Annotated in this window: 21 protein-coding genes and 1 other RNA gene; 16 read left to right on the top strand and 6 right to left on the bottom strand. The window is 61.6% G+C overall.

Annotated elements, in window-relative coordinates:
• Positions 1-180 precede the first annotated feature (180 nt).
• On the top strand, positions 181-1,401 hold the full coding sequence (locus tag AC07E3_RS05310; RefSeq protein WP_478360518.1) for an alanine racemase: 1,221 nt from the start codon (positions 181-183) through the stop codon (positions 1,399-1,401).
• Between the two features lie 30 nt (positions 1,402-1,431).
• The gene (locus AC07E3_RS05305) at positions 1,432-2,889 is read left to right on the top strand and encodes a cation:proton antiporter (RefSeq protein ID WP_478360517.1); all 1,458 of its coding nucleotides are present in this window, start codon (positions 1,432-1,434) and stop codon (positions 2,887-2,889) included.
• Here the strand turns inward: AC07E3_RS05305 and AC07E3_RS05300 are convergent.
• Both AC07E3_RS05300 and AC07E3_RS05295 read right to left on the bottom strand, forming a co-directional pair.
• Positions 2,886-4,064, bottom strand: coding sequence for a lytic murein transglycosylase (locus AC07E3_RS05300; RefSeq protein ID WP_478360516.1), 1,179 nt, complete (start codon positions 4,062-4,064; stop codon positions 2,886-2,888). The genes AC07E3_RS05305 and AC07E3_RS05300 overlap by 4 nt on opposite strands.
• Positions 4,065-4,107: 43 nt before the next feature.
• Positions 4,108-4,908, bottom strand: coding sequence for a glycoside hydrolase family 25 protein (locus tag AC07E3_RS05295; protein WP_478360515.1), 801 nt, complete (start codon positions 4,906-4,908; stop codon positions 4,108-4,110).
• Positions 4,909-5,035: 127 nt separating this feature from the next.
• Here AC07E3_RS05295 and AC07E3_RS05290 point away from each other — a divergent pair, with 127 nt between their 5' ends.
• Entirely contained in the window at positions 5,036-6,433 is a 1,398-nt protein-coding gene (locus tag AC07E3_RS05290) for a serine hydrolase domain-containing protein (protein WP_478360514.1), read from the top strand.
• Between the two features lie 138 nt (positions 6,434-6,571).
• On the opposite strand, the gene AC07E3_RS05285 is transcribed toward AC07E3_RS05290, so the two are convergent.
• The 3 genes from AC07E3_RS05285 to AC07E3_RS05275 all read right to left on the bottom strand — a co-directional run bounded on the left by AC07E3_RS05285 (position 6,572) and on the right by AC07E3_RS05275 (position 12,252).
• Entirely contained in the window at positions 6,572-7,249 is a 678-nt protein-coding gene (locus AC07E3_RS05285; protein ID WP_478360513.1) for a class I SAM-dependent methyltransferase, read from the bottom strand.
• Between the two features lie 2 nt (positions 7,250-7,251).
• Positions 7,252-8,496 carry a BtaA family protein gene (locus AC07E3_RS05280; RefSeq protein ID WP_478360512.1) on the bottom strand — a complete coding sequence of 415 codons (1,245 nt, stop codon included), beginning with the start codon at positions 8,494-8,496 and terminating at the stop codon, positions 7,252-7,254.
• Between the two features lie 129 nt (positions 8,497-8,625).
• The gene (locus AC07E3_RS05275) at positions 8,626-12,252 is read right to left on the bottom strand and encodes a hydantoinase B/oxoprolinase family protein (protein ID WP_478360511.1); all 3,627 of its coding nucleotides are present in this window, start codon (positions 12,250-12,252) and stop codon (positions 8,626-8,628) included.
• Between the two features lie 160 nt (positions 12,253-12,412).
• Between AC07E3_RS05275 and AC07E3_RS05270 the strand changes: the two genes are divergently transcribed.
• From AC07E3_RS05270 to rnpB, 9 genes are all read left to right on the top strand, one after another.
• On the top strand, positions 12,413-13,384 hold the full coding sequence (locus tag AC07E3_RS05270; protein WP_478360510.1) for a TRAP transporter substrate-binding protein: 972 nt from the start codon (positions 12,413-12,415) through the stop codon (positions 13,382-13,384).
• Positions 13,385-13,483: 99 nt separating this feature from the next.
• Positions 13,484-14,035 (top strand): TRAP transporter small permease, encoded by a 552-nt coding sequence (locus AC07E3_RS05265; RefSeq protein ID WP_478360509.1) that lies wholly within the window; start codon positions 13,484-13,486, stop codon positions 14,033-14,035.
• Positions 14,035-15,339, top strand: a complete 1,305-nt coding sequence (locus tag AC07E3_RS05260) for a TRAP transporter large permease (RefSeq protein ID WP_336067967.1) — start codon at positions 14,035-14,037, stop codon at positions 15,337-15,339. The genes AC07E3_RS05265 and AC07E3_RS05260 overlap by 1 nt, the downstream gene beginning before the upstream one ends.
• A 2-nt stretch (positions 15,340-15,341) precedes the next feature.
• Complete coding sequence (locus AC07E3_RS05255) at positions 15,342-15,863, top strand: winged helix DNA-binding protein (RefSeq protein ID WP_007010417.1); 522 nt, start codon at positions 15,342-15,344, stop codon at positions 15,861-15,863.
• Positions 15,864-15,982: 119 nt separating this feature from the next.
• Positions 15,983-16,168: a hypothetical protein gene (locus AC07E3_RS05250; RefSeq protein ID WP_007010418.1), complete on the top strand. Its 186-nt coding sequence runs from the start codon at positions 15,983-15,985 to the stop codon at positions 16,166-16,168.
• Between the two features lie 132 nt (positions 16,169-16,300).
• A complete protein-coding gene (locus AC07E3_RS05245; RefSeq protein WP_065815351.1) occupies positions 16,301-17,011 on the top strand; it encodes a J domain-containing protein in 711 nt (236 codons plus the stop codon).
• Between the two features lie 23 nt (positions 17,012-17,034).
• Complete coding sequence (locus AC07E3_RS05240) at positions 17,035-17,775, top strand: N-acetylmuramoyl-L-alanine amidase (protein ID WP_478360540.1); 741 nt, start codon at positions 17,035-17,037, stop codon at positions 17,773-17,775.
• A 212-nt stretch (positions 17,776-17,987) separates the two neighbouring features.
• Complete coding sequence (locus AC07E3_RS05235) at positions 17,988-18,713, top strand: lytic transglycosylase domain-containing protein (RefSeq protein ID WP_478360508.1); 726 nt, start codon at positions 17,988-17,990, stop codon at positions 18,711-18,713.
• A gap of 184 nt (positions 18,714-18,897) precedes the next feature.
• Positions 18,898-19,339, top strand: an RNA gene (gene rnpB / locus AC07E3_RS05230) — RNase P RNA component class A.
• Positions 19,340-19,411: 72 nt separating this feature from the next.
• Here rnpB and AC07E3_RS05225 read toward each other — a convergent pair.
• Positions 19,412-20,521, bottom strand: coding sequence for a cystathionine gamma-lyase (locus AC07E3_RS05225; protein WP_478360507.1), 1,110 nt, complete (start codon positions 20,519-20,521; stop codon positions 19,412-19,414).
• Between the two features lie 362 nt (positions 20,522-20,883).
• Between AC07E3_RS05225 and mraZ the strand changes: the two genes are divergently transcribed.
• Genes mraZ through AC07E3_RS05205 form a run of 4 tightly spaced genes read left to right on the top strand, consistent with a single transcriptional unit; the run spans position 20,884 to position 24,465 of the window.
• Positions 20,884-21,351 (top strand): division/cell wall cluster transcriptional repressor MraZ, encoded by a 468-nt coding sequence (gene mraZ / locus AC07E3_RS05220; RefSeq protein WP_025031382.1) that lies wholly within the window; start codon positions 20,884-20,886, stop codon positions 21,349-21,351.
• The gene (gene rsmH, locus AC07E3_RS05215; protein WP_478360506.1) at positions 21,348-22,367 is read left to right on the top strand and encodes a 16S rRNA (cytosine(1402)-N(4))-methyltransferase RsmH; all 1,020 of its coding nucleotides are present in this window, start codon (positions 21,348-21,350) and stop codon (positions 22,365-22,367) included. The genes mraZ and rsmH overlap by 4 nt, the downstream gene beginning before the upstream one ends.
• A gap of 8 nt (positions 22,368-22,375) precedes the next feature.
• Complete coding sequence (ftsL, locus tag AC07E3_RS05210) at positions 22,376-22,744, top strand: cell division protein FtsL (RefSeq protein ID WP_336067981.1); 369 nt, start codon at positions 22,376-22,378, stop codon at positions 22,742-22,744.
• Positions 22,741-24,465 (top strand): peptidoglycan D,D-transpeptidase FtsI family protein, encoded by a 1,725-nt coding sequence (locus AC07E3_RS05205; protein ID WP_478360505.1) that lies wholly within the window; start codon positions 22,741-22,743, stop codon positions 24,463-24,465. Before ftsL ends, AC07E3_RS05205 begins: the two co-directional genes overlap by 4 nt.
• Positions 24,466-24,478: the final 13 nt, after the last annotated feature.

The raw sequence follows: 24,478 nt of genomic DNA, 5'->3' as shown, positions 1-24,478 counted from the left end.
GTCTCTCAATTCGGGATCGTTCGTGCATCCTGTGCATTAGGTTATGGGGAGGAGGGCGCCCACCCGAAACCTGCCGGCCGCATTTTCAGCGGTGAACGTCCGGGCGGAGCGTTTACATGAACGACAAATCCACTACGCTTCCCTTCCGTCCTTTGCGTTCATCCGAACCAGGAGCTGCCCATGCAGATTTTTGAGACCGCCCGAGACGCTGCCCTCAAGCTTCGTCCCGATGATCCGGTCTACTGCTTCCGGCCCGAGGTGCTGAAAGCCGATGCACGCGATTTCATGGGCCAGTTTCCCGGCAAGACCGCCTATGCCGTGAAAACCAATGGCGAGAAGCTTGTGCTGAAAACGCTGGCGGAGGCTGGCGTTGAAGCTTTCGATGTGGCGTCCCCGGCAGAGTTCGCCGCGGTTCGCTCCGTCGCGCCCAACGCCGAAATGCTCTACATGCATCCGGTCAAGGCGCAGTCGGATATCCGACTGGCACTTGAGGAATACGGCATCCGTGTCATCGTGGTCGATCACGAGGATGAAGTCTCCAAGCTGATCCGCGTGGTCCGCGCCCTCGATATCGACCCCGGTTCGCTCACCGTTTTCGTGCGCATTCAGACCAAGGGCCATGCCGCCTATGAACTGTCGAAGAAATTCGGCGCCGGGCCGGCGCAGGCGGTCGAGCTTCTGCGCCGTCTGGACCGGCACGGCTATAAGCTCGGCCTGTGTTTCCATGTCGGCTCGCAGATCCAGGATCCGGACACCTATGAGCGCGCGCTCGCCTCGGCAGACTGGGTGCGGGGCAGGGCAGGCGTCGAGCTAGCCGCGCTCGACGTGGGCGGCGGTTTCCCGGCGGAGTATGGCCACGATCCAAACCGCAAGAAACCCGAGATGCCGAGCCTTGACAAAATCATGGCGCGGCTTCGGGCCGATATCGTGGAGTGGGGCTTTGACGATATGCCGCTCGTGGCGGAGCCCGGCCGCGTCATCGTCGCGCGCGCCTTTTCGCTGATCGTGCGCGTTCTCCTTCGCAAGGGCCGCCGGCTCTACATCAATGACGGGATCTGGGCCTCGCTTTCGGATTCCTGGACCGGAAAGATCACCCTGCCGGCCCGTTTCATTCCCGACCCCGCGATCCGCAATCGCAATGGCGATCCTGAAAAGCTGGTTCCGTTCAAGGTTTGCGGGGCGACCTGCGATTCCGTGGACATCCTCTCACGGCCTTTCTGGTTGCCGGAAACAGTGGATACGGGCGACTGGATCGAGATCGGCCATATTGGCGCCTATTCCCTGTCGCTAAGAACCCGCTTCAACGGGTTTTACCCCGATACGTTCGTCGAGGTGAAAACACCTTTCGATGCGGGTTCTGCGCCGGAAGGTTTTGCCAGCCTTGAAACCATGGCGGACTGATCGGACAGCGAAAGGGAAGGAAACCTGACCTTGGAAGCGGAAGCACATGCCTTTCCATTGACGGAGGTTGCCTTTGTCCTCCTGGTGGCCATTGCACTTGGGCTCGGCCTGATGCGCCTGAAACAGCCACCTCTGGTGGGTTTCATTCTGGCTGGCGTTCTCATGGGACCAACCGGCTTCGGTCTCATTGGCAATTCCGAAAGCGTCACCGCGCTTGCCGAGATGGGCGTTTTAATGCTGCTCTTCTTCATCGGCATGGAATTGTCGTTGAGAGCTTTCATCATCAGCCTCAGACCTGCCGTTCTGGTGGCTGTCGGGCAGCTTTCGGTGGCGCTGGCCATTGGCCTTTCCATTGCGTGGATGGGCGGAACAGGCCTTTCCGAAGGCATCATCTTCGGCTTCATCATCGGCATTTCCAGCACCGTTGTCGCGATGAAGATGCTCGACGACATGGACGAATTGCGCCGCGATGCGGGCCGCATCGCCATCGCCGTGCTGATCGCGCAGGACATTGCCGTGGTGCCGATGCTCATCATCGTGTCGGCGCTGGGCGGAGCCGAGACCAGCCTTGTCGCCATCGCTGCAAAAGTGGCGCTGGCGGTCGGCTTTCTCGGTTGGCTTCTTTGGTGGCTCGGGCGACGGGGCAAGCTGCGCGTGCCCTTTGCCGATGCGGTTGCCGACAATGTGGAAATTCTCGCTCTTGGTGCACTGGGCGTCTGCTTCGGCGTGGCGGCCCTCTCGGGTTTCCTCGGCCTTTCGCCGGCCTATGGCGCGTTCGTCGCCGGCATTCTGGTCGGCAATTCCAACCTGCGTGCCCGCATCATTCCCGTCATCGAGCCGATCCAGAGCGTCCTCGTCGTGATCTTCTTCCTGTCCATCGGCCTTCTGTTCGACCTGACCTATATCTGGAACAATCTCTGGATGGTGCTGGGGGCGGCCCTTCTGGTCATCGCCGCCAAAACGCTGCTCAACGTCTTCCTGCTGCGCGCCACCGGGTACGACCGCAACACGGCGCTGATCGGTGGCCTTTCCATGGCGCAGATCGGCGAGTTCTCCTTCGTGCTTGCGGCAGCCGGTCTGTCGGCGGGCGCGCTCGGGCAGGACAGCTATCGCCTTGCCATCGCCGTCACGGCCATCTCGCTCCTCTTCTCGCCGGCGTGGATGTCGGTCATGCGCCGCATCGAGGACGTGGCGGCCAAGGGCTTTTCCTCCTATCGCGAAGCGCTGTCGGAAGCCTATGCCGATGAGATCGGGAATGTGGGTGAGGGGCTCTGGTGGGTGCGCGCCCGCTATCGCGCCGGTCGTCTGACCCTGCGCAAATGGCGCGCCCGCCGCGCGCTCGAAAAGGCAGCGAAAGCGGCCCGGAAGAAAGAGGAAAAGGCGGAAAAGGAAGCCGCCGAGGCGACGCTCGCATCTGAGGCGGCGGAAGAAAAACCCCGGCAACCCGATGAAGATCAGGCTGCCGGGGCGTCTAAAGAAAAAGCCTAGAGATTGGAGAATAGAGTCGGCGTCGGCCAGCCATCGGCAGGCAGGCCAAGACGCTGCTGTTCCTGGCGCACCGCTTCGCGGGTGCCGGCGCCCAGAATGCCGTCGATCTCGCCCACGTCATGGCCGCGCGCGGCAAGCTTGGTCTGCAACTGCTTCATCGTCTCGGGCGCGAGGCCCTGTTCGGGCGAGCGCACGTCAAAGCGCGGCGCGCCGGCAAGGCGTGTGGCCAGATGCGCCGCCGTCAGCGTGTAGATAAGCGACTGGTTCCATTCCAGATAGATGTCGTAATTGTCGTAGACAAGGAAGGCCGGTCCCTTATGGCCCATCGGCAGCACGACAGCCGTCGGCATCCCGTCCGCCGGCAGCGGGCTTCCATCGCGATAGGTCACGCCCATCGCCGCCCATTCCGAGCGCGGCAACTTGGTCACGCGGCCGGTCTTCTCCCAGGCCATCTGATCCGGCACGCGCACCTCTTCCATCCACGGCTGGCCGGGTTTCCAGCCGAGCGACTGAAGGTTCTTCGCGGCCGTCAGGATTGCGTCGGGAGAGCTGCCCTTGAGGTCAACCTTGCCATCGCCGTCGCCATCGACACCCTTGGTATAATAGTCGGACGGCAGCATCTGCATCTGGCCGATCTCGCCGGCCCAAGCGCCAGTCACATTGGCCGGCACCCATCCCTGATCGATCAGGTGCAGCAGCGCGATGAGCTGCGGGCGGAAGATTTCCGGACGGCGGCAGTCATGCGCCAGCGTGGCGAGCGCGTTGAGAGTCGAGAAGTCGCCCTGCACGGCGCCGAAATCCGTCTCCAGCGCCCAGAAGGAGGCGATCACCGGTCCCGGCACGCCGAACTCGTTTTCGGCGCGCGCGAAGGTGTTGGCGTATTTTTTCAGATTGGCCGCGCCATTTTTCAGGCGATAGTCGTTGATCATGCGGTTGGCGAATTCGGCAAAGGTCTGGTTGAAGACCCCCTGTGCCCGGTCGCGCTCCAGAACTTTCTGGTCGATGCTCGCACCGTTCAGCGCGGAGAGCCCATGCTCGCCCACACCGTCCGCGGCCGCGTCTTGACGCACGGCTTCTCGCCAGGCGTTGAAATCGCCGCCGCACTGCTGCGCCAGGGCGCTGCCGGCCAGGCCGAAGGCAAAGAGCGCTCCGAGCAAAATGGATTTCCTGCGCATGTCTACTCTCCTTGAAAACGCCCACCGATGGCGTTTCGCGTTGTCAGCCGGCATTGGCCTTGAGCCAGTTTCTCCAAGCTCTGGCATTGCCGTTGAACACGTTGATGTCGGCCTTACCCTCTATGCCAGGGATGACACCGGTACCGGTGTATTGCCAAAAGACCCAAGGGTGGTTCGCGTATTTGTCGTCCGGGTGTCCGGCCACCGAGCGTAACCAGAAGGGATAGCCCTTGAAACTGCTCAGGCCGTTGTCGTCAAAGAAATCGATCGATGTGTAGATAATGGGGCGTTTGCCGTAGTGCCGTTCTACCGCATCGAGGAAGACGCGCATCTCTGCGCGCACCTTCTCAGCCGGTGGGCGGATCGTGCAGGTAGGCGAAAAGGGGTTCCACTCCATGTCGAGCACTGGCGGCAGTGCCGAGGCGTCGCGCGGTACGTTGTGGATGAACCATCGCGCTTGTTCGATGGCCGGTCGGCAGAAGTAGAAGAAGTGATAAGCTCCGCGTGGAACATTCGCGGCCTTGGCTTCACGCCAGTTGCGCGCGAAAAAGTCGTCCACCCGGTCGCCGCCTTCTGTCGCCTTGATGAAAGCGAAAGAGATGTTGTTGCGCGCGACCTTCTTCCAGTCAATTTCAGCCTGATACTTGGCCACGTCAGTACCATGCACCGCATAGTGCCAGGGCGCGCCGCCCTCCCACTCATGCGGGTCGGTGTCAGCGAAACGCAGGCCATGGCTGGTTGAAGCTGGTGCCTGCACCTTGGGAGCCACGTCGGAAAAATCATAGTCGACCGTGGAGCAGCCAAAGAGCAAGGCGGATAGACTGGCGATCATCAATCGACGCATGATGAGCAGAGGTCCCCCGGGGGCGAATCAGCGAAATTGAGCGTTGCTGACAGAAATAGGCGAAGATGGCGGCCCAGTCACCACGGCAAGCCCGGCAGCCATACGAAATGCAGGATTGGATGTTGGAATGCGGCTGGTTTTCAAGCTTTTCAAGTGGCTTCTCGGTCTCGCCATGATGGTGCTTATTGGAGGCGCTTTGTGGCTCTATTTTGCTCCACCTGCGCTCATCCGTGTCGGCTCCAACTATGCTGCCAAGATCATCTGTTCGAATGTGTTTATTGCCGGGCGCGATCCACAAACCGTGCTGGAGCGTGACGTCCAGGCCCCGGGCCACCCGCTTTTGAAGCTCATGAGGGTGGGTGTCGATCCGTCGAACCCCAGCGTTCATACCGGTCTTTTCGGTGTTTTCGGGGGCGGGGTCGCAGTCTATCGCTTCACGACCGGCTGCGCTGCAGTGCCCGATGGCGATGTGAAGGCGGCGCTAGGCACCCGGTTCCAAGGACTTGAACCTGCTCCACGGAGCATGGATTTGTGGCCGGACGGAATAAGGATCGACGTTGACGAGCATCCCCTGGTGGCCGAACTGCTTGATGATGAACAGCTGACTGGTCCGGGCATGCGCGCCGTTGTGGTCGTGCAGGATGGCCGCATCATCGGCGAACGCTTCGGAGCGGATGTTGCCTTTTATGACCAGCCTCTGATCGGCTGGTCGATGACCAAGACCGTCACCGCCGCTCTCATCGGCACCCGCGTTAAGGCCGGGCGGCTATCCGTCGAAGACAACAATCTGTTCCCTGAATGGGCGGATGACGCGCGTTCGAAGATCACGGTTGCCGATCTTCTCGCCATGCAGAGCGGGCTCTATTTCAATGAGGATTATGGCGATGTGAGCGATGTGACGCGCATGCTCTATATCGAGACCGACATGCCGGCTTTTGCCGCCGATCAGCCGCTTGAAGCTCCGGTCGGCGAGGTTTTCAACTATTCGAGCGGGACCAGTGTACTCCTGTCTCGCGTCTGGCAGGATACATTCAGCGCGCCGCAGGATGCGCTGACATGGCCCTATGAGGCCCTGTTCGGGCCCCTCGGCATGCATAGCGCAGTGTTCGAGACTGACCCACGCGGCACCTATGTGGGATCCTCCAATCTCTACGCCTCAGCGCGTGACTGGGCGAAGTTCGGACAGCTTCTTCTCCAGGATGGCGTTTGGAAGGGAAAACGCATTCTGCCTGAAGGCTGGGTGCGGTGGATGCGCACCCCCACCGAAGCTTCCGGAGGTGAATATGGCCGTCATGTATGGTTGCACGGCCCCCGTGCCAACACGCCGCGCGGCGTTCCTGCTGACGAGGGTTTCGACCTGCCTGCTGATGCATTCTGGATGCTCGGACATGATGGGCAGACCATCACGGTCATTCCCTCGCTGCGCATGGTGGTGGTGCGCATGGGCCTCACGCCCTCACGCCTCGGCTACAAGCCGCAGGCGCTGATCGAGGCTCTGGCGAAGATCCCGGGGGAGATGGAGTAGGGTGGAGTGGTGCGTGGTTCGACAAGCTCACCATGAGGGATGGGATTGGCTGCACAACCGGTGAGCAAGGGCGTGGAACCGGTCTTCACCGCGAAGCTCCACCTCCCTCATGGTGAGCTTGTCGAACCACGCACAACGTCACTGCAACGGGGTGGCGTGCTCAGCAGGTAGTTCCACAATCGCCTGCACGGCGTAACCGCGAAAAGACGAGTCGAAACGCAGGCTTGCGCCCCGTTTCTCGCATTCCGATTCCAGTGCTTCACGCAGTGAATCACGCGGTGTCACGTGGAAGGCCGCAAGCCAGCGGCGCAGTCCTGCGCGAAACCAACCGGGTAGCCGTTCCTGCTGGCCGAAATCCACGATGTGCAGCGAGCCGCCCGGCGCAACGCAGTCGAGCCCGGCGGCAATGGTCTCGCGCCAAGGCGGGATCATCGACAGAGAATAGGAAATGAAAACCCGGTCGAAATGCGACTGCCCGAACAGCGCTTCGGCATCGAAAGACGATGCATCGGCTTTGGCCAGTCGGGCGTCGATCCCCTCGCGCTCCATGCGCCGCCTTGCAGTGGCAAGCATCTCCTGCGAGATGTCGAGGCCGAAAAGCCGCGCCTTCGGATAACGGTCCGAAACGAGCGCCAGATTACGCCCCGTTCCGCAGCCCAGCTCCAGCACCGCGCCGCCTTCCGGCACATTCAGCCCGCCAATCAGCCCGTCACGCCCAAGCAGATAATATTTGCGCGTCAGGTCGTAGATATGGCGCTGGCGGCGATAGACGCCGTCCATCAGGCTGGCGTGGCCGGCGGTCTGCGGCATGGCCATTCTCAGGCCGCTTTCACATAAAGGTGGAACCCGCCATAGATCGCCGAGCGGTCATTGGCCGAGAGCTCGCGCGAGCGGAGTTTCTCATAGCGCCACTGGTTCAGAATGTCGTCGTTCACGCGGCCCGGCAGCAGGCTCGGGGCTGCGGCTGTGCGGAAGATGACGCGCGCGCCGGGTGCTGCCGTGCGGGTGATCTCGCCCCACAGCGCGTTGAGCTGATCGTCGTTCATCCAGTCCTGCGCGTCGAGCAGCACATAGCGGTCCACGCTCTGCGCCGGCTTGCTGCCCAGCACATCCATCAGGTTCGCGTGATGCACCGTCACATTGTCCGCCGCAGCGCGGATCGTGTCGAAATTCCTGCGCTCCAGATAGGCGGGCAGGGTGGCTTCGCCCTGTGCAGGGTAATGGCGGGCGAAGGCCTGCCAGGCGAAATAGTTTTCCTTCAGCGGAAAATGGCAGGCAAGTTTTTCAAGCCGGCTCGACAGAACGTCCGCCATGGTGCCGTCACCCGCCGTGATCAGCGAGTCATACTGTGCCGGCGGAATGCCGAGACCAAAAAGCGATGCCTTGCGCGAGGTGGCCCAGCGCACGAGCCCACGGTCGAACAGCGGACGTAACTGCTCATCGAAGAAGATGCGCTGATCGCGCAGTGAGCGCGACTTCATGATGTCGGCCGGGTTCACGCCATAGAACTTTGCGACCGTGTGGCCGGTGGCGATGAAGAAGCCCAGCAGGCCCTTGCGGTAGAAATTGCGCGTGAAGGCGTCGATGCGCCTGCGGCCAAGCGGCCCGCGGCTTTCCCAGTGCCGGCGCGACTGGGTGTCGAGCGCCGGCGCGATGAAGCGGCGATAGGCCTCGCTGTTGCTGCGCTGGTTGGTTGCGCCGAAGAAGCGCAGCAGGTCGCCATGGGCGGGCAGCGTCTTGAAGGCGGTGAGCTTCAGCCGGTTGAGCGCCACATGCGCGGCGTTCAGGTCCACGGCGTCGATCTTCGCCGGCTGGCGGGTGAGATAGGCCAGCACATTGCAGCCGCCCGACGCGATGGTGACGACGCGATGGCTTTCATCGAGTTCCATCGCTGCGATGTCCACGTCCGGGTCTTCCCATATCTGCGGATAGACGAGGCCCGAGAAAAGAAGGGCGAAGAGGCGTTCGGAAAGGCCGGCGCGCGTGGTGGCGCTGTTCTGATAGACCGCCTTGCCGAGATGGCGGCGGGTGGAAAGGCCGGTGCCGGCTGAAAGATCTGTCATGGGTCTCTCCCCTCAATCTTTCCCTGAGGGGCTACTGCGCTTCCATGACAGGCGCGTGAACGCTGAATGACCGAGTGTGACGGGGCTGTTAAAGGCGGGGAATATTCCCCGCCCGCAGTGCCGAGCGCTCTACGCCTTGCCGAACCCGCCGGCGGTGGGCGTGGTGACGATCACCGCTTCACCGGCCTCGATCACCGTCTGGTCGCAGCCCTTGAGCGTTTCGACATGACCGTCCTTGCGGCGCACCTCGGTCTTGCCCATTTCGCCATCGCCACCGCCCTCAACGCCGCGTGGCGGCCCGCTGCGGTGGGAGGAGAGAATGGCGCATTCCATGGTCTTCAGGAAGCGGATGGTGCGGCGCGTGCCGTCGCCCGCATTCCACTTGCCCTTGCCGCCGGAGCCTTCGCGGATGTGGAAGTCCTCGAGCAGAACCGGGAAGCGCAGTTCGAGGATTTCCGGGTCCGTCAGGCGCGAATTGGTCATGTGGACATGAACGCCCGACGCACCGTCGAAGCCGCGACCGTCATTCATGCGACCGGCCGGTGAGCCGGAACAGATGGTCTCGTAATACTGATACTCTTCATTGCCGAAGGTCAGGTTGTTCATCGTGCCCTGGCTGTTGGCGATGGCCTTCATCGCGCCGAACAGCGCATTGGTGACGTGCTGGGACGTCTCCACATTGCCGGCCACGACCGCCGCCGGATAGGAGGGGCGCAGCATGCAGTCTTCCGGGATCACGATGTTGATTGGCCGCAGGCAGCCCGCATTCATCGGGATCTGCCCTTCCACCATCACGCGGAAGGCATAGAGCACGGCCGCGCGGGTCACCGGTTCAGGCGCGTTGAAATTGTTCTTCTGAACGTTCGACGTGCCGGTGAAGTCGACGGTCGCCTCGCGCTTCTCGCGGTCGACGGTGATCTTCACCTTGATCACCTGGCCCGTGTCGGTCGGATATTCATATTCCGACGCATCCGGCAGGCGTTCGAGCACGCGGCGCACGGCTTCCGCCGCATTGTCCTGCACATGGCCCATATAGGCCTGCACCACGTCCAGACCGAACTGGTCGATCATCTTGCGCAGTTCCGCCACGCCCTTTTCGTTGGCGGCGATCTGCGCTTTCAGATCGGCGATGTTCTGGTGCGGGTTGCGCGCCGGATAGGCGTGGTCGGTGAGAAGCGTGTGCAGCTCCTCTTCGCGGAACCTGCCGCCTTCGACCAGGCGGAAATTGTCGAACAGAACGCCTTCCTCATCCACCGTGGTCGCCAGCGGCGTCATGGAGCCGGGTGCTGTGCCGCCGACATCGGCATGGTGGCCGCGCGAGGCGGTGTAGAACAGGATGTTCTCGCCGTGATCGTCAAACACGGGCGTGACCACCGTGATGTCGGGCAGATGCGTGCCGCCATTGTAAGGCGCGTTCAGCGCGAACACGTCGCCGGGGCGGATATTGCCCTTGTTCAGCCGGATGACGGTTTCCACCGAGCGGTCCATGGAGCCTAGATGCACCGGCATGTGCGGGGCATTGGCCACCAGCGCGCCATTCTGGTCGAAGACCGCGCAGGAGAAGTCGAGCCGCTCCTTGATGTTCACCGAATAGGCGGTGTTCTGCAGCGTGACGCCCATCTGTTCGGCGATCGACATGAACAGGTTGTTGAAGACCTCCAGCATCACCGGATCGGCCTTGGTGCCGAGTGCGGCCATGCGGGCCTTCTTTTCCACGCGGCGCATCAGAATGTGGTCGAGCGCGGTGATTTCGGCCTGCCAGCCGGGCTCCACGACAACCGTCTGGTTGGCCTCAATGATGAGGGCAGGGCCGTTGACCTTCGCGCCGCGCGATAGCGTCTCGCGGCGGTAGATGCCGGCATCGTGCCAGGCGCCATCGCAGAAGATCGCGCGCGTTTCGCCGGGGGCGGGCGTGGCGTCGCTGGTCGCCTGCTCCTGCTCCACCGGGCGGCCGTCGCCGGCGTCCAGTCCTTCGACGCTGACGGCTTCCACCACCATCGGCTTGTCGTCATAGACGAAGCCGAACTGCGCCTTGTGCGCTGCCTCGAAGGCGGCTTTGGCGGTCTCAAGCGTGCCGTCGAAGGCGATGGGCAGCGTCGTGTCGGTGCCCTCGTAGCGGATTTCCAGCTTGGTCGCCCAGATCACCTTGTCGCCGGTGATGCCCTGATCGGCCAGCTCCGCGCGCACCTCTTCGCGCAGCGACGTCGAAAGCGCGTCGATGGCGTCCAGAGAGCTTTCCGCAAAGGGCTTCAAAAGCGCCTGCTGGCGCGAGGCGAACACGGTCGCAAGGCCGATGCCATAGGCCGAGAGCAGGCCCGACATGGGATGGATCAGCACCGCTTCCATGCCGAGCGCGTCGGCCACGAGGCAGGCATGCTGGCCGCCCGCGCCGCCAAAACAGTTCAGAAGATAGCCGGTCACGTCATAGCCGCGCTGCACGGAAATCTTCTTCACCGCATTGGCCATGTTTTCGACCGCAATGGTGATGAAGCCTTCCGCCACGGCTTCCGCCGGGCGTCCGTCGCCAATCTTTTCGGCAAGCTCGGTGAAGCGTGCGCGCACGGCGTCCACATCGAGCGGCTCGTTCTGCTCGGGTCCGAAAATGGCCGGGAAGAAGTCCGGCTGCAGCTTGCCCAGCATCACATTCGCATCGGTCACGGCCAGCGGCCCGCCACGGCGATAGCAGGCGGGGCCGGGGTTTGCGCCGGCCGAATCCGGGCCGGCCTTCAGACGGTTGTCCTCATAATGCAGGATCGAACCGCCACCGGCGGCCACGGTGTGAATGCGCATCATTGGCGCGCGAATGCGCACGCCCGCCACTTCCGTGTCGAAGGCGCGTTCATATTCGCCGTCATAATGAGCCACGTCCGTCGAGGTGCCGCCCATGTCGAAGCCGATCACCTTGTCGAAGCCGGCAAGCCGCGCCGTCTCCACCATGCCGACCACGCCGCCGGCCGGGCCTGAGAGGATCGCGTCCTTGCCCTGGAACTTGTCGGCCGCCGTCAGGCCGCCCGACGACATCATGAATTTGAGGCCCGGGCCTTCGCCGTTCTCGTTGACGCCCAGTTCCGCCGCCACGCGGCTTACATAGCGCGACAGGATCGGCGACAGATAGGCGTCCACCACCGTTGTGTCGCCACGACCCACCAGCTTGATCAGCGGTGAGGTCTCATGGCTGACCGAGACCTGCGAAAAACCGGAATCGCGGCAAAGGCTTGCCGCCGCTTTCTCATGCTCGGGATATTTCCACGCATGCATGAAGACGATGGCGACCGCATCGATGCCGGCGGCCTTGGCCGCCTCGATCTCGCCCTTCACGGCGTCGAGGTCGAGTTCCGTTTCCACCGTGCCGTCGACCCGGCGGCGCTCCGGCACCTCGATCACGCGCTCATAGAGCTGCTCGGGAAGAATGATCTCCTTGGCGAAGATGTCGGGCCGCGCCTGATAGGCGATCTTGAGGGCATCGCGGAAACCCTTGGTGATGACCAGCGCCACGCGGTCGCCCTTGCGCTCCAGAAGCGCATTGGTGGCAACGGTCGTGCCCATCTTCACGTCGCCGATCAGATGCGAAGGCATGGCTTCGCCCTTCTTGACGCCGAGGTGATCGCGAATGCCCTGGATGCCGGCATCGGCGTAGGCTTCCGGATTTTCAGAAAGCAGCTTGCGGGCAAAGAGCCCGCCATCGGGGGCGCGGCCGATAACGTCGGTAAAGGTGCCGCCGCGGTCGATCCAAAAATCCCATTTGCCTTCTGTCATCATCGCTTCCTTCGCATTATCCTTGGCAAAAGGAGAACCATGTCTCGGATAAAACGTCAATAATTTATTGACATATTATCTGAATGTGCCACGCTGTCCTTATTGCAATGAGAAGGGTGAGGAAACACCTCCGTTGCTTCACAAAATGGGAGATCTGAACATGCATCATTCCGTGAAATTCGTTCTGGCCGCAGCTGCGCTCGGCTTTGCTACGTCGGCATCGGCCCAGACCAGGTGGGACATGCCGGTGCCCTATGGCGACACCAATTTCCACACGCAGAATATCGTCCAGTTCGCCGAGGATGTGAAATCGGCCACCGATGGCGGGCTTGAAATCACCGTTCACTCCAACGGATCGCTCTTCAAGCATCCCGACATCAAGAACGCCGTGCGACAGGGGCTTGCGCAGATCGGCGAAATCCTTGGCTCGCGCCTTTCCAACGAAGACCCGATCTATGAAGTGGATTCGATCCCCTTCCTGGCCACCAGCTATGATGATGCGAAGAAACTCTATGACGCGTCGAAGGACCAGCTTGCCGCAAAGCTTCAGGAGCAGGGGCTTCAGCTTCTCTTCTCCGTGCCGTGGCCGCCGCAGGGCATCTACACCCAGAAGGAAGTCTCTTCGGTCGACGACCTCAAGGGTCTGAAGATGCGCGCCTACAATGCCGCCACCGAGCGTCTGGCGCAGCTCGCGGGCTCGCTTCCGACCCAGGTTGAGGTGCCGGACCTGCCGACCGCCTTCGCCACCGGTCGTGTCGAGGCCATGATCACTTCGCCATCCACCGGTGCGAACTCCAAGGTCTGGGACTTCCTCTCTCATTACTCCGACGCGCAGGCCTGGCTGCCGCGCAACATGGTGTTCGTCAATAAGGCCGCGTTCGATGCACTGCCGGAAGATCAGCAGGCAGCCGTGCTTGAGGCAGCGGCCACAGCCGAGACGCGTGGCTGGGAGGCTTCCGTCAAGGAGACGATGGAAAAGACCCAGGTCCTGAAAGACAACGGCATCACCGTGACTGCGCCCAGCGCCGAGCTGAAGGAAGGGCTTGCCGCCATCGGTGCGGAAATGTCCGCCGAATGGGCTGAAAAGGCCGGCGACGAAGGCAAGGCTATCCTCGAAGCCTACCAAAACTGACCGCTTTGACAGGCGCTGCAGGTGGCCGGCTCTCCAGCCGCCTGCAGATCGGTCGCCATATGCGACCACAATGAGACCGTCGGAGCGGAGACGACGACTATGAGAAAACTAATGAACGGGCTTTATGGTGCAGCCGAATGGCTGGCCATGGCCGCCCTCTGCGTGATCGCAGTTCTGGTGTTCGCCCAGGTCATGGGGCGCGTGGTGGACAGCCTGCTTGGGCTTTTCGGCCTGCCACCCTTTGGCTTTCTTGTGCCGTCGTTGGCGGAGATTGCGGGCTTCCTGCTGGTCGGAGCCTCTTTCATGGCGCTTGCCGGCTCCCTGCGTGGCGGCGCGCAGATTCGCGTAACGCTGGGTCTTGCCGCCATGCCCGAGGGCATGCGCCGGGTGGCCGAGGTGTTTGTGCTTCTGGTCGGCGCGGCGCTGGCCAGCTTCTTTTTCTATTATGCGGCGAAGCTCGCCCTCGACAGTCACCGCTTCAACGAATTGTCCTACGGCATCATCGCCATCCCGCTCTGGATACCGCAGGCGGTCATGGCGCTCGGGATCGGCATCTTCGGCATTGCGCTGGTGGATGATCTGTTCGCCGCGCTCACGGGCCGGTCTCCATCCTATCTCGCCACCGAAGATGGCGCGGCGGAGGAAGTGTGATGGACCTTCTGACCATTTCCCTCACGCTTGGCGGGCTGATGCTCGTCCTGCTTGCCGCTGGCCTTTGGGTCGCTCTGGCGCTCATGGTGGCCGGTCTTACGGCCATCTATCTCATGGTTCCTGTGCCGCCAGGTGCGGTGATGGCCACCACCGTGTGGGGCTCCATCAATTCGTGGGATCTGGCCGCACTCCCCATGTTCATCTGGATGGGGGAGATCCTGTTCCGCACGCGGCTGGCCGAAGACATGTTCGCCGGTCTTGCGCCGTGGATGCGGCGACTGCCGGGCCGGCTCCTGCACGTCAACATTCTGGGCTGCGCCATCTTCGCCGCCGTGTCCGGCTCGTCCGCCGCCACCACGGCCACCATTGGCCGCATGTCTCTGCCCGAACTCAGAAAGCGCGGCTATGACGAGCGTATGGCCATCGGCTCGCTTGCCGGTTCCGGCACGCTCGGCCTGCTCATCCCGCCGTCGATCATCCTGATCGTCTACGGTGCGGCCACCGAACAGTCGATCGCCCGCCTTTTCATCGCCGGCGTCATTCCCGGCATCATGCTGGCGGCACTCTTCATGGGCTACACGGCCGTGTGGTCGATGATCAATCACAGGCGCATGCCCGAGGCCGATCCGCGTATTCCCTATCTCCAGCGCATCTGGCAGACGCGCCGCCTGTTCCCGATCCTGGCGCTCATCATCGGCGTCATCGGCTCCATCTATGGCGGCTTTGCTTCACCCACCGAGGCCGCCGTTGTCGGTGTGGTCCTCTCGCTGGCGCTTTCATGGTTCACCGGCACGTTAAGCCGCTCGACCTTCTTCGATGCGCTGCGCAACGCCTCGCGCACCTCCTGCATGATCGTGCTCATCCTTGCCGGTGCGTCCGTTCTGACGGTGGCCATGGGCTATACGGGCATTCCCCGTGCGCTGGCGCAGTTCATCGCCGAGCAGGGCTATTCGCCCTATGCGCTTCTGGCGGTGCTGACCCTGTTCTTCGTCGTGCTGGGCTGTTTTCTGGATGGAATTTCCATCGTTGTGCTCACCGCATCGGTCATTCTACCCATGGTCGAGGCTGCGGGGCTCGACATCATCTGGTTCGGCATCTATCTCGTGCTCGTGGTCGAGATGAGTCAGATCACGCCGCCGGTCGGCTTCAATCTGTTCGTCATTCAGGGGCTTACCGGTCACAACATTCTCAAGGTTGCCGGCATGACCCTGCCGTTCTTCCTCATGATGATCGTCGCCGTGGCGCTGATCGTCCTGTTCCCGCAACTGGCGCTCTGGCTGCCGCAAACCATGCTCGCGAGGTAATGATGTCGAACGCCGAAAGGAAAGTCGGACCGGTCGTCTCCGCAGCCCATCTGGCCGCTGGCGCCATGCCGGCGCTGTCGGAGATCGAGTTTGCGATGACCGTGATGAGTCATTCCTTCGAGCGCTGGATGGTGCGCTGCATGGCGGCGGCGGGTGTGCCGGGTCTGCAGCCCACCGCCGTGCAGATCCTGCACGCCGTCAATCACAGGAACCGGGAGAAGACGCTTTCGGAACTGTGCATGATGTTCAACATCGAAGACGTTCACGTCGCGTCTTACGCCATCAAGAAGCTGGCCGCGCTCGGTCTGGTCAAGACCGGGCGCCGGGGCAAGGAAAAGACGGTGAAGGCCACACCAGAAGGGGCTGCCGCCTGCGAGCGCTATCACGAGGTTCGAGAAGCACTGCTCGTTGCCAGCACCAAGCGCCTCAAGCTCGACGAGGAAGCGCTTTCCGGCATCGCTGCGGTGATGCACGCCCTTTCCGGGCAATATGATCAGGCGGCACGCAGCGCCACCAGCCTTTGATCCCGCATCGTTACGAACGGTCATTCAACGTTACGAAACTCCAGACGCGTCCGCGCATTTCTTTGGTGTGAGCGCGCGGTGTCGCGCTTTTGAAGATGCGCTTTGTATGGAGAGTCGACATGAAAAAGTTTCTAGCCGCCACCGTTTCGGGCCTCGCCCTTCTTGGACTTGCAGCCTGCAGTGAAGGCGACAACACGACCACCCAGAGCATTGAGCCCGAACAGCAGGATGCAACCCCGATGGATCCGCCGGCTGCTGCCCCGGAAGCTGACCCGATGCAGGATCAGGGCACGACCAGCCAGTAAGGCGTCGATCCATTCAGGTCGCGTATTGAGTGCCTGAAGGGAAAGCAACCGGATGGGATGAAAATCCCATCCGGCTCTGCTTGCGCCAAACTGCGCCTCGAAATCCCGGGCGTTTGCGGTTACAAAACCGGCATGACGTTTTGGGATCGTATAACAGACTTTATCACGCGCGCGCCCGGCAGTGCGCTGTCAGCGATGGTCGAGGCCATTCGCACCGTATTCGAAGGCGACCCGCAACTGCGCCGGCGCGTTGCCTTTTCCATCGCCATCATCGCCCTGTCGGCCAAGATGGCGAAGGCCGATGGTGTCGTGACACAGGACGAGGTCCGGGCCTTTCACGAAATTTTTTCCGTTCCGCGCAACGAGCAGGCCAATGTCTCGCGGCTCTACAATCTCGCCCAGCAGGATGTGGCGGGTTTCGAGGCCTATGCGCACCAGATGGCCAATCTGTGCGGCTATGGCGGACCGAACTGCATGGTGCTTGAAGATATTCTCGATGCGCTGTTCCATATCGCCAAGGCAGATGGCGTGATCCATGAGCGTGAAACGGAGTTTCTGCAACGCGTTGCAGAGATATTCGATATTGGCGACGACCATTTCGAGCAGATGCTGTCTCGTCATGCGATCACCGGTGACGGCAACCCTTATCTGGTTCTCGGTGTCGAACACGGAGCGCCATTCGACGAGATCAAGCGCCGGTATCGCCGGCTTGTTGCCGAGAACCATCCCGACAAACTCATTGCACGCGGGGTTCCGGAAGAGTTTCTGGCCATCGCAAATACCCGTCTTGCGGCAATCAACGCGGCCTATGAGAGCATCGAGAAAGCGCAGGTGCGTGCGTGAGTGCGACCGTCTGCGCGGCCGCCATGTTCGAGCCGGATTTTGGTGGGGCGGAGGTTTGTCCCTCTCCGAATTTTGGCGAGCGGCGGGACGGTCAGAAGCCTGATGCGCTGATCCTCCACTATACCGGCATGGAAACCGGCGAGAGTGCGCAGGACTGGCTTTGCGCACCCGAAAGCGAGGTTTCCAGCCACTATCTCGTCCATGAAAACGGGCACATCGTTCAGATGGTGCGGGAGGCGGACCGGGCCTGGCATGCGGGGCGGGGATCATGGCAGGGGCGTGACGATGTGAACTCCTGGTCCATCGGTATCGAGATCGCGAATGCGGGGCATCCGCAGGACCTGCCGGACTTTCCAGAGGCGCAGATTGAGGCCGTTCTCGAGCTTGGGCTGGACATCTGCCGGCGTCACGGAATCCTGACAAAGCGGGTTCTTGCCCATTCCGACATTGCGCCCGGTCGCAAGGTCGATCCGGGAGAAAAGTTTCCCTGGCAGCGGTTGGCGGCGGCAGGCCTTGGCCATTTTGTCGCAATTGCGCCCATCCCGGGAGGGCGCGTTCTCGGGTCTGACGACGGCGGACCGGCCGTTCTGGCGCTCCAGAGACTGCTTCAGCGGTACGGATACGGGATTGCCATTACCGGTATATACGACAGGCAAACGCAAACGGTTGTCAGGGAATTTCAAAGGCATTTCAGGCCTTTAGAGGTTAGTGGCCTGGCTGATGTGACAACATGCGAGATTCTGCGCAAATTGTTGTATAATTAATTTGTGATTGATTCTTCTCCCTGACGATCACTCACTCCCAAGACTGGCGCAAAATTTCATCGATTCATATTATTTGAATTGAAGCGCCTTTTTTGTTTCCCCTTCGCCTGCAAAACACCGACCCGTGTTGAGGTCGAGGGGTATTGGTCCCGGCCTCGTGAAAAACAAAACCTGCCGCGCACGGATGCTGCGGCACAGATTTACGGGTCGAAATGAAAATCAAAACCTTACTCGCGGCAGCGATCGCTGTCGGCGCTGCAACGTCTTTGTCTCATGCTGGAGAAAAGACCAATTATGGGCAGGTGATCGCGGCCCACTCTGCAAAAAAGAGTGCAGAGAAAGCGGAAAAGGGTGAAGCCGCTCCCAATCTGCTTCGTACAATCATCCTTGGCGGAAAAGGTTCCCAGGCGAGCGAAGTGGACATGACCACCACCGCGTCGATAAAGCCGGCGAAACCGGCCAAGACGGAAAAGAAGGTCACAGCGAAGTCCAGCAAGAAGAAGACCACGGTCAAAACCACCGTGCGCACGAGCGGCAAGAGCTCCAAGGGCGGCAAGAGTGCCAAGGGCGGCTCCTACCAGACGATCATTGCTCAATACGCTTCAGCCTATGGCGTTCCGGTCTCGCTTGCCAATGCCGTTGTCCGGGTTGAAAGCAACTACCGTGCGAATGCTCGCGGCGCGGCGGGTGAAATCGGCCTCATGCAGATCAAGCCCGCAACGGCGCGCATGATGGGCTATCGCGGCTCGGCCAAGGGCCTCTACAATCCCGACACCAACATCAAATACGGCATGAAATACCTCGCCAAGGCGCACAAGCTGGGCGGTGGCACGACCTGTGGTACCATACTCAAATACAATGCCGGCCACGGGGCAAAGCGCATGAACCCGATTTCTTCGCGCTATTGCTCGAAGGTGAAGCGCATTCTCGGGCATTAGATCGCCGCGCGTCCATCCGGATGCACAAAGGACGATCTAAACGATTGATGGAGCACCGGAATAATCCGAAAATCGGATTCCACTTTTCGGTCCGATGCTCCAAGTCCGGGAAAAGCGGGGTTTCGTGCGCAAACGTGTCTGTTTTGAGTTGCGTTTTGCTGCACGAAACCCTTTATACGTCCTGCCAGCCGGTCGGACGGCCGCGCGAACGGGAGCCGAAAGGCTGTTTGCGAGGAAAGTCCGGGCTCCACGGAAAAACGGTGCCGGATAACATCCGGCGGGGGCAACCCCAGGGACAGTGCCACAGAAAGCAGACCGCCCCGCCTGTTTTTCGGTTCTTTTTCAGGCTCTTGCCGGGAACCGAAATACTGGCGGGGTCAGGGTGAAAGGGTGGGGTAAGAGCCCACCGCGTCGACGGTAACGAAGACGGCATGGTAAACCCCACCGGGAGCAAAACCGAATAGGAATGGCGCGAGGGGCAACCCTCAGGGCGTTTTCCGGTCCAGCCGTTCGGGTAGGTTGCTTGAGGCCGATGGCAACATCGGTCCCAGAGGAATGGCCGTCACGTTGCGTCGCTTTCGGGCGGCGCGGCCATACAGAACCCGGCTTACAGACCGGCTGGCACATTTTTCCCGAATTTGCCGATTTTTCCGGAATTCGAGGGATTCCGGATCCTTTTCGGAAAATTCCGAACAGTTTTACGCCGTTTTCAATGCAGCGTCGATCGCCTGCCAGAGTGTCTCCGTCGGCTCACATCCGACCGAGAGACGAACGAACCCTTCCGCCACATCGTCACCCCATCGCGCGCGCCGTTCGGCGGATGTGTGGACGCCGCCGAAAGAGGTTGTCGCCTCGATGAGCGGGCAGGTGTCGATGAAGGCTTCGGCCTTTTCTTTCGAACCCAGCGTCAATCCGATGAGCGAACCGAAGCGCAGCATCTGTGTTTTGGCGAGTGAATGCGATGGATCGCCTTTGAGGCCGGGATAGCGCACCGAGCGGATCGCCGGATGATCTGCAAGGCGCGTTGCAATCGTTTCGGCGGATGAGCACATGCGGTCGAAGCGCAGTTCGAGTGTTTCGAGGCCGCGCAGGACCAGCCATGCTTCGAATGGGCCGGGGATGACGCCGGCCAGTTTGCGCCATTCGCGGATGGTTTCGATCATCTCCCCATTGCGGCTTGCGACGTGGCCGAAAAGCACGTCCGAATGACCGTTGGGCGCCTTGGTGTCGGCAGCGAGCAAGATGTCGGCGTCGAAATCCAGCGGGCGCTGGCCATAGGGTGTCATGGTCGTGTTGTCGGCGACGACGATTGCGCCCGCAGCATGGGCGGCCTCTGCCACCGCCCCGATGTCACAGACATCAAGCCCCGGGTTGGAAGGGGTTTCGACGAGCACCATGCGGTATCCGGCAAACCCGCCTTCGAGAAACGACGCGGTCGGTCGGGTGTCGTAGCTTATGCCAAGCCGGGTCAGGTGCTTTTCCAGCAGGACGCGGGGCGTGTAATAGCCATCCGAGGGCAGGAGCACCCGGTCGCCGCCTGAAAGCAGGGCCAGAAAAACCGACGAGATCGCGGCCATGCCGGAGGGGAAGGCGATGGCGTCTGCATCTTCAAGATGGGCGAGTGCTGCCTCCACCGCTTCCCAGGTGGGATTGTCGAAACGGCCGTATTGACGTGCGCCTGCCGGGTCGCCTGGCAGATGAAACACCGAGCTCATGACGATGGGCGTGGAGAGCGGATCGCCCTTCGTGCGCGTGCCTGAATGAATGTGCGAAAGGCTTGCAGCGCGGGCGTTCTGGCTGTCGGACATTGGGCTCCTCGCGGTGATGACGGGTGGATGCGGGCCGGGCGGCGCCTCGCCCTTCCTAACCTTTTGTTAGCCTTAATGCACGATAAATGACCATGGCCCGATGCATGTCCAAAACGCCTGTCATTGCGGCATTTGTGAAGCTTAATCCCGTTGACGCCCATAACGGCCCATGGTACCCCATATAACAAATCAGCGTTTCGTTGCAGTTGGAGTACGGGTTCCTCTCATGTCGGCCTCTTTGGCGGGGCGGCGTGGCAGTTGGGATTCACCCTTGCAGGGGGGCGGGCAAGTGTTCGGAGAGCCGCATCTGAAAGCGGCTGAAGAGATGCAGAGGGGCATGGGCCTTTTGGCCGCAACGCGTCATGGACCGGTTTCTGTCGAATGCAGTAAACAAGATCGACTCCAAGGGTCGGGTCTCGGTGCCGGCGCACTTTCGCTCCGTCGTTCAAAAGCGTGGTTTTACCGAACTCTATGCGCTTCGCGCGCTCGACATCCCGGCGATGGATGTGGGCGGTCTCGATCTACTCGACCGCTACGAGGAGCGGATCGCGCAGGAAGATCCTTTTCTGCAGACTGCGGACGACATGTCCTTTTTCGTGCATGGCGACGGCGCCTTCCTGAAACTCGATCAAGACGGGCGCATCACTGTGACGGATTTCATTCGCGAGCACACAGGCATCACGAAGGATGTGGCCTTCGTTGGCCGTGGGCATTTCTTTCAGATCTGGGAGCCGGAGCGGCTGAAGGCCCACGGGCAGGCGGTGCGCGAACGGCTTCTGAAGCTTCGGCAAGCGGCCACTTCGAGCCGAACTGCCGGACAGTCGGAATGATGGCGGGCCCCGGCGGCGAAAGCCCGGCCGGTGGCGGACTGGCCCGCCACATTCCGGTTCTTTTGCGCGAAGTTCTCGAGGCGCTACAGCCTCTCGACGGCCAGCATTTCATTGACGGCACGTTCGGCGCCGGCGGCTACACGACGGCACTCCTTGAAGAGGGGGCCTCGGTCACGGCCATCGACCGCGACCCGACCGCCATCGAGGCGGGTCAGGCGCTGGTGAAGACGTGGGGCGGGCGCCTGCGGCTGGTGGAAAACCGCTTTTCCAGGCTCGACGAGGTTGTCGACGGTCAGGTCGATGGCGTGGTGCTCGATGTCGGCGTTTCCTCCATGCAGATCGATCAGGCCGTGCGCGGTTTCTCCTTCCAGAAGGATGGACCCCTCGATATGCGTATGGAGCGCTCGGGGCTGAGTGCTGCCGATGTGGTCAACACCATGAAAGCGGGTGATCTTGCCCGTATCTTTGGCATTCTCGGCGAGGAGCGTCAGGCGGGCCGGATCGCGCGTGGACTGGAACGGGCGAGGGCCGAAAAGCCGTTCGAGACGACGCTGGAGCTTGCCAGTGCGGTCGAAAAGATTGTCGGCCGGCGTCCGCAGGAGAAAATTCACCCCGCGACCCGCGTTTTCCAGGGGCTGCGCATTTTCGTCAATGACGAGCTTGGCGAACTGGCGCGTGCACTCTTTGCAGCCGAGCGCGTTCTGAAACCAGGCGGCCGGCTGGTGGTGGTGACATTCCACTCGCTTGAAGACCGGATCGTCAAGCGCTTCATGGTGGAGCGTGCGGGCGGACAGGGCGGATCGCGTCATCTGCCCGAGGTGCATGGCGCGGCTCCGACTTTCGAGAAGCCGGTCAAACCCGTGGCACCGTCGCGCGGGGAGACGGAGCGGAACCCGCGGGCGCGTTCCGCGCGGCTGCGCCTGGCGAGGCGCACCGATGCGCCGGTCGGGGAGGCTGATTTCGAGATTGTCGGTCTGTTGCGGTTTCCGCGGCCGACGCGTGCTGGTGAGAGGTAGAGGCAAAGATGTTTCGCACGAGCGATATTGTGCTGATCACGGTCATGCTGGCAGCGGCGGCTTTCACCTACAAGACCAAGCACGATGCCGAAGCCAAATATGACGAACTGCACAGGATCGAGCGTCAGGTTGAGCTTGAGGAAGACTCGATCGATATCCTCAAGGCGGACTGGAGCCTGCTGACGCAGCCCGCGCGGCTGCAGCGGCTGGCCGAGACGTATAAGGACGAACTTGGGCTTGAACCCGTTGAGGCGCCGCGGATCGCCGAGTTCTCAGACCTTCCTGAAAAAACTTTGACCATAGAAGGGCTCGTCAACGACATGGCGGATGCCGGAGGCGTACCTGACGAGACGACAACCGGGGCGGTGCGGCCATGACGGGCACAAGCGGATACAGGGACGACATGGCTTCGTCGGCCGTGCGCCGGGGCGCTGCAACGATTGTGATGGACGGGGCCGGCAAGGCCCGTGGCGGACGGGCGCAGAACCGGGTCGTGATGGCCATGGCCGTCATGTTCGGCATTTATGCAGTGCTCGGTGGCCGCCTGGTTCACCTTGCCATGCAGGACGAGCCGGAGGCGAGCCTGCCGGCAGCGCGTGTGACCGCTTCGCGCCCCGACCTCGTGGATCGCAATGGCGAGGTTCTTGCGACCGACATCAAGACGGCGTCGCTCTTTGCCGAGCCGCGGCGTATCGTGGACATCGACGAGGCCATCGAGAAGCTTTCCACGGTTCTTCCCGACCTCAACTACCAGCAGACCTATCGAAGGCTCGACAGCGATGCAGGCTTTGTGTGGCTGCGCCGCCAGCTCTCGCCGCGCCAGCAGGCCGACATTCTCGCGCTGGGCGTGCCGGGTCTCGGTTTTCGCACTGAAAAACGCCGCTTCTATCCCGGCGGGGCGACCGCCTCGCATATCCTTGGCCTTGTGAACATCGACAACAAAGGCATCGCAGGCATCGAGAAATTCGTTGACGATCAGGGGCTGGCGGATCTGCAGGCCACGGGGCTTGCGGTCGAGGGGCACCTGGAGCCGGTCAGGCTTTCGATCGACCTGCGCGTGCAGCACATCATCCGGGATGAACTCGTGCAGGCGCTCGATCGCTACAAGGCAATTGCTGCCGGTGCCGTGGTGCTCAAGGCCAATACGGGCGAAGTGGTGGGCATGGCATCCGTGCCCGATTATGACCCGAACAATCCGGTCAACGCGCTGGACAAGGATCGTCTGAACCGTATGTCGGCCGGTGTGTTCGAAATGGGTTCGACGTTCAAGATATTCACCACGGCCATGGGTCTCGATTCCGGCCTGGTGAGCATCAATGACAGTTTTGATGCAACGCGGCCGATCCGCATTGGCGGTTTCACGATCAACGACTTCCACGGCAAACGCCGGGTGCTGAGCGTGCCCGAAATCTTCATCTATTCCTCCAATATCGGCACGGCGAAGATGGCGGACGTGGTGGGGATCGAGGGACACAGGGAATTTCTGAAAAAGATCGGCCTTCTTGGACGGATCTCGACGGAACTGCCCGAGGTGGCTCTCCCGACAGAGCCGAAGGAATGGAAGAAGATCAATTCCGTGACGATCTCCTATGGTCATGGCATGGCCACGACACCCCTCCAGACGGCGGTGGCGGCCGCGGCCATGCTGAACGGTGGCAAGCTCATTCCGCCAACCTTCCTGCCGCGCTCCGAAGCGGAGGCGAATGAGATCGCAACACAGGTGATCTCGCCTAAGACCAGTGCACAGATGCGCTATCTCTTCCGGCTCAATTCCGAGAAGGGATCAGGCCGGCGCGCCGAGGTCGAGGGTTATTATGTCGGCGGCAAGACCGGCACGGCGGAGAAGGTTGTCAACGGCCGGTACTCCAACAATGTCCGTTTCAACGCGTTCATCGCAGGGTTCCCGGTCGACGATCCTGAATATGTGGTGCTGGTGTTCATCGATGAACCGAAGCCCGAGCGGGAAGGAATCGGCGCGACGGCCGGCCTGAATGCCGCGCCGATGGTGCGCAACATCATCCGCCGTTCTGCGCCGCTGCTTGGCGTCAAGCCTGAATTCGGTCAAGAAAGTGATGCTTTGCTGATTTCGCAACAGTGAGTCGGCGCAGTGG

The sequence above is a fragment of the Nitratireductor lacus genome, assembly GCF_056431025.1.
Note: the sequence above shows the minus strand (reverse complement) of the source record. Positions and strands in the feature narration are given on the sequence as shown.

Bases quoted from the DNA above. Each gene is read 5' to 3' on its own strand.
- AC07E3_RS05265 (WP_478360509.1), top strand. From the start codon at position 13,484: ATGAGAAAACTAATGAACGGGCTTTATGGTGCAGCCGAATGGCTGGCC.
- AC07E3_RS05300 (WP_478360516.1), bottom strand. From the start codon at position 4,064: ATGCGCAGGAAATCCATTTTGCTCGGAGCGCTCTTTGCCTTCGGCCTG.
- AC07E3_RS05225 (WP_478360507.1), bottom strand. From the start codon at position 20,521: ATGTCCGACAGCCAGAACGCCCGCGCTGCAAGCCTTTCGCACATTCAT.
- AC07E3_RS05290 (WP_478360514.1), top strand. From the start codon at position 5,036: ATGCGGCTGGTTTTCAAGCTTTTCAAGTGGCTTCTCGGTCTCGCCATG.
- ftsL (WP_336067981.1), top strand. From the start codon at position 22,376: ATGTTTCGCACGAGCGATATTGTGCTGATCACGGTCATGCTGGCAGCG.
- AC07E3_RS05285 (WP_478360513.1), bottom strand. From the start codon at position 7,249: ATGGCCATGCCGCAGACCGCCGGCCACGCCAGCCTGATGGACGGCGTC.
- AC07E3_RS05310 (WP_478360518.1), top strand. From the start codon at position 181: ATGCAGATTTTTGAGACCGCCCGAGACGCTGCCCTCAAGCTTCGTCCC.
- AC07E3_RS05295 (WP_478360515.1), bottom strand. From the start codon at position 4,908: ATGCGTCGATTGATGATCGCCAGTCTATCCGCCTTGCTCTTTGGCTGC.
- mraZ (WP_025031382.1), top strand. From the start codon at position 20,884: ATGGACCGGTTTCTGTCGAATGCAGTAAACAAGATCGACTCCAAGGGT.
- AC07E3_RS05255 (WP_007010417.1), top strand. From the start codon at position 15,342: ATGTCGAACGCCGAAAGGAAAGTCGGACCGGTCGTCTCCGCAGCCCAT.
- AC07E3_RS05270 (WP_478360510.1), top strand. From the start codon at position 12,413: ATGCATCATTCCGTGAAATTCGTTCTGGCCGCAGCTGCGCTCGGCTTT.
- AC07E3_RS05235 (WP_478360508.1), top strand. From the start codon at position 17,988: ATGAAAATCAAAACCTTACTCGCGGCAGCGATCGCTGTCGGCGCTGCA.
- AC07E3_RS05260 (WP_336067967.1), top strand. From the start codon at position 14,035: ATGGACCTTCTGACCATTTCCCTCACGCTTGGCGGGCTGATGCTCGTC.
- AC07E3_RS05275 (WP_478360511.1), bottom strand. From the start codon at position 12,252: ATGACAGAAGGCAAATGGGATTTTTGGATCGACCGCGGCGGCACCTTT.
- AC07E3_RS05205 (WP_478360505.1), top strand. From the start codon at position 22,741: ATGACGGGCACAAGCGGATACAGGGACGACATGGCTTCGTCGGCCGTG.
- AC07E3_RS05250 (WP_007010418.1), top strand. From the start codon at position 15,983: ATGAAAAAGTTTCTAGCCGCCACCGTTTCGGGCCTCGCCCTTCTTGGA.
- AC07E3_RS05245 (WP_065815351.1), top strand. From the start codon at position 16,301: ATGACGTTTTGGGATCGTATAACAGACTTTATCACGCGCGCGCCCGGC.
- AC07E3_RS05240 (WP_478360540.1), top strand. From the start codon at position 17,035: ATGTTCGAGCCGGATTTTGGTGGGGCGGAGGTTTGTCCCTCTCCGAAT.
- rsmH (WP_478360506.1), top strand. From the start codon at position 21,348: ATGATGGCGGGCCCCGGCGGCGAAAGCCCGGCCGGTGGCGGACTGGCC.
- AC07E3_RS05280 (WP_478360512.1), bottom strand. From the start codon at position 8,496: ATGACAGATCTTTCAGCCGGCACCGGCCTTTCCACCCGCCGCCATCTC.